The sequence below is a fragment of the Vibrio sp. 2033 genome, from assembly GCF_033339735.1.
In genome coordinates this window covers 199,571-206,710 of the sequence record NZ_JAWOVC010000008.1, presented here as the reverse complement: position 1 = coordinate 206,710, position 7,140 = coordinate 199,571, and the positions used below count along the sequence as shown (strand labels likewise).

The 7,140-nt window shown below is 32.9% G+C and carries 7 protein-coding genes; all 7 read right to left on the bottom strand.

Annotation, left to right across the window (positions count from 1 at the left end):
• Positions 1-119: 119 nt before the first annotated feature.
• Genes R7P74_RS13300 through R7P74_RS13270 form a run of 7 tightly spaced genes read right to left on the bottom strand, consistent with a single transcriptional unit; the run spans position 120 to position 7,131 of the window.
• Complete coding sequence (locus R7P74_RS13300) at positions 120-875, bottom strand: glycosyltransferase family 2 protein (protein ID WP_225473546.1); 756 nt, start codon at positions 873-875, stop codon at positions 120-122.
• Between the two features lie 44 nt (positions 876-919).
• Positions 920-1,675, bottom strand: coding sequence for a hypothetical protein (locus R7P74_RS13295; RefSeq protein ID WP_187568384.1), 756 nt, complete (start codon positions 1,673-1,675; stop codon positions 920-922).
• Positions 1,672-2,790 carry a glycosyltransferase gene (locus tag R7P74_RS13290; protein WP_225473543.1) on the bottom strand — a complete coding sequence of 373 codons (1,119 nt, stop codon included), beginning with the start codon at positions 2,788-2,790 and terminating at the stop codon, positions 1,672-1,674. The genes R7P74_RS13295 and R7P74_RS13290 overlap by 4 nt, the downstream gene beginning before the upstream one ends.
• Complete coding sequence (locus R7P74_RS13285) at positions 2,791-3,933, bottom strand: EpsG family protein (RefSeq protein ID WP_225473541.1); 1,143 nt, start codon at positions 3,931-3,933, stop codon at positions 2,791-2,793.
• Between the two features lie 2 nt (positions 3,934-3,935).
• On the bottom strand, positions 3,936-5,162 hold the full coding sequence (locus tag R7P74_RS13280) for a lipopolysaccharide biosynthesis protein (RefSeq protein ID WP_318122905.1): 1,227 nt from the start codon (positions 5,160-5,162) through the stop codon (positions 3,936-3,938).
• 11 nt (positions 5,163-5,173) lie between these two features.
• The gene (locus tag R7P74_RS13275) at positions 5,174-6,256 is read right to left on the bottom strand and encodes a glycosyltransferase (protein ID WP_225473539.1); all 1,083 of its coding nucleotides are present in this window, start codon (positions 6,254-6,256) and stop codon (positions 5,174-5,176) included.
• Positions 6,253-7,131, bottom strand: coding sequence for a glycosyltransferase family 2 protein (locus R7P74_RS13270; RefSeq protein WP_225473538.1), 879 nt, complete (start codon positions 7,129-7,131; stop codon positions 6,253-6,255). Before R7P74_RS13270 ends, R7P74_RS13275 begins: the two co-directional genes overlap by 4 nt.
• Positions 7,132-7,140: the final 9 nt, after the last annotated feature.

The window sequence follows — 7,140 nt, the reverse complement described above, 5'->3', positions numbered from 1 at the left end:
CTTTAAAATACAAAACGCCCGATGAAGTACATCGAGCGTTTTAGTTAAAAAGTGTCAACCCATATCAGGACGGGTCAGTCATTTTATGATGATCGGCAACTTACTCGTCATATAGTTCACTATGACTTTCTTTTCGAGCGATGTTTCATCGTGCCTTTTACGGCATAGACTGAAAAGGTAAACATGCTTCTCGGTATGTTCAATCCCACAACGTCTCTGTAGAAGCGCCATTGATATGACAATACACTGAATTTATTTGATGTCATGCCAGTATCCATACGGTACTTCGCTAACGTCTTAGGTAAGCAATAAGCTTTTGGAGTATCTTTTAAGATTTCCAGCCATAGCCCCATATCCTGACGCTTTCGAATCAAGGGCATATAACGCTTACCTAATACCTTAGTATCATAAACCGCCGTCAGGCAGCCAATGACATTACTGTACATCAACTTCTTATAAGTCGTATACTCAGGTGCAGTGACGACATTCAATTCTTCGTCACTATTAAAACGACTATAGTGCGTGTAGGTCAGCGGATAATCATTTTCGAGCATGAACGCGATTTGCTCTGACAGTTTATCTTCTGTCCAGAGGTCATCCGAATCCAAAAAGGCAATAAAGCGGCCTTTTGCCTTTTCTATCGCGAAATTACGACTTGCGCCAGCCCCTTGGTTTTTTTCATTCTGGTAAACATGGATATTGTCGTATTGCGCTGCAAAGCCAGTGATCACTTCCCAAGTTTTATCCGATGATCGGTCATCTACGATTATCAACTCCCAATTTTTATACGCCTGAGCCAATACACTTTCGATACTTTCTTCAATCGTTGTTGACGAATTAAAGCTGGGCATAATCACAGATACTAAGGGTTGCATTTAGCCACTCCTTCTTTAAAGTTAGTACAGAAAGATTTTATAATTTAAAGTGACTTATCAAACTGTTCCAACTCTTCATTACTTCCATGTTGGAAATACATATACTGGCTTGAGAAGTCAATTGGTCGAGTTCTCCCATAACCGAAAGGAACGATATTAAAGCTAGGCCAATATCTAAGAACTTTACCTATACCTCGCAACTTAAAAATAAACTCAGGCAAAAGTGAAAGGAATCGACTTGAAGCAATTGCAAATTTATTTTCTGGTGCAATTTTATTACAGCTACTCTTTATTTTGCTCATTCGATTTATAAATGGGATATAACCATCTTTTCTAATTACGAAAAAAGACTGCTGGGTTGCATAAGGAGTGCCTTTTCCAGTGCCAAACATATACGGCTTGGTCATTTTGCTAATCGCGTACTCTACAATGCCATCCCCTTTTATTACTGCATCCTGCTCTATATATACGCAATAGTCTGCATCACATAAGTACGCGTAGTAAACTCCCATGAGATGAGCTCGAGTTACACCACACATCAACCCAGTATGATTAGTTGAATGTCCATAGTTTTTGTCTAGCGATAAAAACTCAATACCTTTGCCTTCATAGTTCGGCTTGACTGGTGATGCAGAGTCAATTATCAGCACTTTTTCTGGATTAGTGTAAGTGTCGATACATTGAAACCACTTATCATGAAATGCACTGGTTCGTAGAGTATCATCACCGAGATAAACATCTCTTTGGTCAGTTCGCGAACTCTCATCACACCACCACCCAGAATAAATAATATATTTCACCTTTCCCTCTCAATTACATTAATGATTTTTTCTATGGCAATCTCTCTACCATATACTTCAATAACCTTGTTCTTCAATTCATTTATATCGTTTAACTGCTTTTTATGTTCAGACTTTAAAATAATCTCAGATAACTCTTCTACAGCAATTTCCCGATTAAGGCTAGGATCAGAAAATGAGTTATCATCAGTCATTTCATTAAAATGACTAATTATCTCCGAAGGGCCATACTTGCATTTCGAGACACGGACCTGACAGCCATAAATCAACCCTTCTAAAACGACTAATCCAAACCCCTCTAAATAAGAAGGAACTATAAGATAGTCGGAATAATAGAAATACCTATCAACATCTTCTTTCTCCCCCCAAAACTCAACTAAATGGCTAACTTCTAACTCATGAGCTAATAACTCAAGATTTCTTCGTTCTTTTCCATCGCCGACAACCCAAAACTTCTTGTTTACTAATTTAGATTTTCTATTTGCAAGACCAATAGCATCAATGAAAACGTCTGCACCTTTAATTTTATTCAATCTACCAACAAAAGAGATTATTACCTTTGAGTCTAGGCTTAACATATCATCGTCGCCATACTCAACAACTTCCCTATCATTAATGTAGTTTTCAACTAAATGTACATTATTTAATTTATAGTGTTCCTCAAGCTCGTTTTTTACACCTTTAGAAACACAAATATATGGCAATTGCCTCATTTTTGAAATTAGCATTGAGATCTTTATTAGAAGTCTTGCGATAAAGCTTCTTGTTTTGTATGCTTCAGATGGAACCGTATGGATAGAGCAATATATATCCCATGTTCCAAAAAAAGATGATATTATATTAATAAAGTTCGCTCTCTCCATATAAGACAAAACCACATCTGGTCTTATCATTCTTAACTTTCGCAAACAGAATAGCACATCCGCAATAAGGTTCGAACAACTCCCAGTGATAAGCCGAACAGAAGGGTTAACTGTTTGCTTTATAATTTTCCCTTTAGGAACGATAAGGTAAACCTCATATCCGGCCGATGATAAATCATTAGCATTTTCAACTGCTACTTTCTCCCCCCCTCCGACTGTCAAGGTAGGTATAATTATCGATATCTTTTTCATTTAATAACCAATATTCAAAGGATTTAAATACATTAAACCTATTTTTTCAGGAGGTAAAGAATAGAAACAAAAAATTAAATAGCTAATTACCAAATATAGAGACAACATAAAGTATAGTTTTTTACTTGAGTAAATCATCACAAAGTATAGATACACTGTAAATATAAATGATGTTGCTAAATAAAATCTATAACTAAAAGCCACTCCAATCGTCAATGAGTAAATAAACACAGACAAAATATAAGCACGACGCCAGAAACTCACTACGTTATGTTTATTTAAATGTAATTTAGATAAAAAGAAGAAAACAAAGAACTGAATGAATATTTCAAGCGAAACTCTTGAGGTTTGTAACAAGTACACTGAGTCACTATTATTAAACTCAGTAACATCTGCCGTAAAATACCTTAGTGGTCTAGCCATAGCTTCTGGAATAAATGGCTTCAAGTAATCAACTACTAGAACTCTAATGATAGACTTGAAAAGATGAAAATCAAAAACAAACGATATAAGAATACTAACAGCACAAATTAAAATGAGTACTTTTTCTAACTTAACTTCCTTTTTAAAGATAGATAGATAAATCAAGACAGGATAGTAAATAATAGCAGAAGTATGAAACAAACAAGCAATTGTCACGGATGTAAATGACAATAATACATTTCTATTTGAAAGGGCATAAAAAGCTAAGATTAAAAATGGAATGCTAATTCCATTTTTGTAAATACCACTCCAAGTAAGCAATGCGAAAGAGTTGAATAGCAACAACATGAATGCCAGCAGTCTATTTTCTTTGCAGACATATGAGAATGTAAGAAGTTGAAGAATAAAGCAACTGAAAGATAAAATACTAACATAGGCGCTTGGAGAAAAGCCTAAAAATTTAATAAACTCAGTATACAAACCGAACAATGGTTCTAATCGATAGTAGTCAACTTGACTTAGATATCGATTAAAGTACTCTAATATGTCACCACCTGTAATTGGCTTATTAAATAAAAACACTAAAATAGCGAATAAATAAAACAGAACGTATAATAGTGAAAAAATCCTAAAATTTCTAATATTGATACAAAAAAACATTAAAAAATAAGGAACAATAAAGATCATCACATTATAAAAAGGCATCGCTAGATATGACATCGTTAAGCCCCGAACTGGCAAGTAACTTTAAGTCTATATGCAATTAAAACACCAACTTGCAAAAATAATGATAATGATGTGGCTAATATTAGGCTCTGTGTAAGATAACTCAACAGAGATAACATTATAAAAAATACAAAATTAGCCAATAGTACAGCCTTTCCATTTGTAACATTTTTACCAAAAGATACTAAAAGATAGTTCAATATACTGAATGTTAGAGCTAAGACCTCAATACCTAAAATAGACAAAAAGTAAAACTCAATGTTATTAAAGTCTGAATCTCTAATACTACTAAAGAAATCAAGATTAAAGCTGAATATACTAAGATATATAGAAATGCCAAGAGATACACATATCAAAAACGTTGCTAACATACATTTCAAAACAATATTTATTTTTCTATCAGACTTTACATTGACTATTTCAGGAAACATGACTTGATTAAGAGGAGAGACGACTCGTCCCAGTATTGATACGTACTTTCTTATCAACTTATATATCCCAACCGATTCTGCACCAAAGAAATAGTTTACAACATATGTATCTAACGTACTGACAGGTAGATCAAAAACAGTTGTTAAATTAATTTCAGCTCCCTTTTTAATTGTAGAGCTATCAAATTTAAACAATGAAATATAACCTCCAGAAAGATAGCTAGAATATAAATTGAGGAAAATAAAATATATCATTTCACTTATAACAAAAACACAGACAACATCTATAAACTTCATGTCAAGATAACTATTCATTAAATAAATAGCCAATAACCTTGAAGCTGATAGAGCCACATTAAACATAGATAGCGTGCCATACATGTCTCGTTGTCTTAACACAACATATGCTGAGTCATAATTTCTAAATAGAATTAAAGAGAGATATATAATGATACCGACGTATAACTCAAAGTCTAACCCCACCGATAAGTAGCTTATATAAGCAAGGCTAGTAGAAAATAAAAATGCGATAATATTAATCGAATTGTTAATTCCGTAAAGTTTTTTTATGTCATTAACTTCATATTTAGACTGCGAAATATAATATTGCCATCCTCTTATATTAAAAACTTGTTCAACTAACAAATAGGCAGTTTGACATAAAATAAAATAACCAAACCCTTCTAGACCAATATATCGAGATATGATGGACAAATTAACCAGAGATAATATTGATGCTAGTGTATTACCACTCAAAAATTTAGTGAAACTTTTTAGTACTTTAAAATTCATTAGTTTAAGATCTATCTAAGCTTGTCAAAATAAACGCTTATACCGGAAGCTATAGATTTAACTCTTTTTTTTACCACTCCCTTATTGCCGAAGTAGATATGATCCATCCATTCATCGAATATGTTATCAATCGATAGTTCTTGTCTTTTTTTGTGGTTATCAAAGATATGTGCTTCAAGTTTTGTTACATTAGGAAAAGACTTCGACCCATCAATGAATAATGATTCGCTTTGTCCCCCTCGATTTAGAGTTAAAACTGGTGTTTTTACACTCTGCGCTTCCAGAAACGCAATAGAAAAGCATTCAGCTGCGCCTTTTTCGTTCAAACCGGAAATAAAGTAATCACATTTTTCTATAACTGGGAGCATTTTGCTTTTTTCAGTTAAACCATAAAATTTAACTTTTTTATCTATATTGCCATTTTCATCCAAAATACAATCAATAAAACTAGCCTCGTATTCTTTATCTACAACCTTAGTGATACCAATATCATTTGACTCTTTCCCATAAATGTTACCACTTCCAAAAATATGCAAATTAATATCAAGTCCCTTATCTGATAACCGCTTCCACATATATATTAGATTATGTAATCCTTTTTCTTTTTTTAACGCACCAGAGAATGCTACATTTAATTCATTTGAAAAGTTAAAAGGATTATGAATATATGTTGAATTAAAAAATGTATTAGACTTCAGCATAGTAAACATTTGATAGGCAGAAACACAAACAATACCATTTAATTTTTTTTCTTTAATTAGCTCCAACATATTATTCGTTCTTTCGTAGTTATGAAGCCAATAATAACTCTTTGAAAATTTCATCGCATTAGATTTAATCAACTTCCCGGCCGCACCGACAAATATTGACACACAGTCTCTAAAGTCAACTTTATTCAGTTCTTGAATGTTTTCATAGTTCACATTATCTCTGCAGTCAGCATTTCCTTTGTGATACACCGTGACTTTATGAGAATTGTTAAATTTATCAACTAGCTTTAATGCTGAGTATAATGTACCAGAGCATGGTTTTTTTAAAACTTCATCATGGAATACAACATTATCTTCATTTAAAATAAATGCAATCTCTCTCATTTCAATACCTTAATTATAGATGCTACAAGTCTTTTAGGTGTTGCGTAAACTAACATTGGTAACTCTTTGACTATAGATAAGATAGCTTTTGTTTTATTCCCCGAGTTAAACACATCGTTGATAGCACCAATTCTAGCATTAGCTAAATATCGTTTTTGAGAAATAGGACTTTTATGATTAAAACGTCTTTTTATGAACTTTAATTCTTGAAATCTTTTATAGTTATCACAGACTCTTTCGGTTTCATCTAAAATATATAAAGCACAAACTTTATTTGAAAATGCTACAACAACATCTTTTGAGAATATACGGTACCAATAGTCTTGATCAGCCCCTAATTTATCGCCAAAATAAAACAACCCAACTTTAGATATCGCACTTTTTTTTATACAAACAGATGATGAAGTTAAAATCATATCACCTAATGTCTCATTCACTTGTTCAAAATAATTATCAATCAAGCCATGACGTTCATTCCAAATTGAGTGTACGGGTTCGTCATAATGATTCTCTTTTACTCTAGCATACTTCGTACAAAAAACTTCAGCAGCTGGATATTTGGTTGATAGGTTATACACCGTAGATAAGAAGTCGCTCTTCCACAAATCATCTGCATCTAAAAAAGCAACACTCTCATATCTAGAGTTTAAAATACCTATATTTCGTGCATCTGATTCGCCGCCATTTTTTTTCCTAATTAATCTAACTCTATCATCTTGTACTTCTAGAACACGTTGGACACTATCATCGGTGGAACCATCATCTACAACCACAACTTCAAAAGGAAACTTATAGTCCTGATCCAGTATGCTTGATATTGTTTTATTTATTGATTGTTCTTTATTGTACATTGGAATTACAACAGAGATATTCAAACTACACCA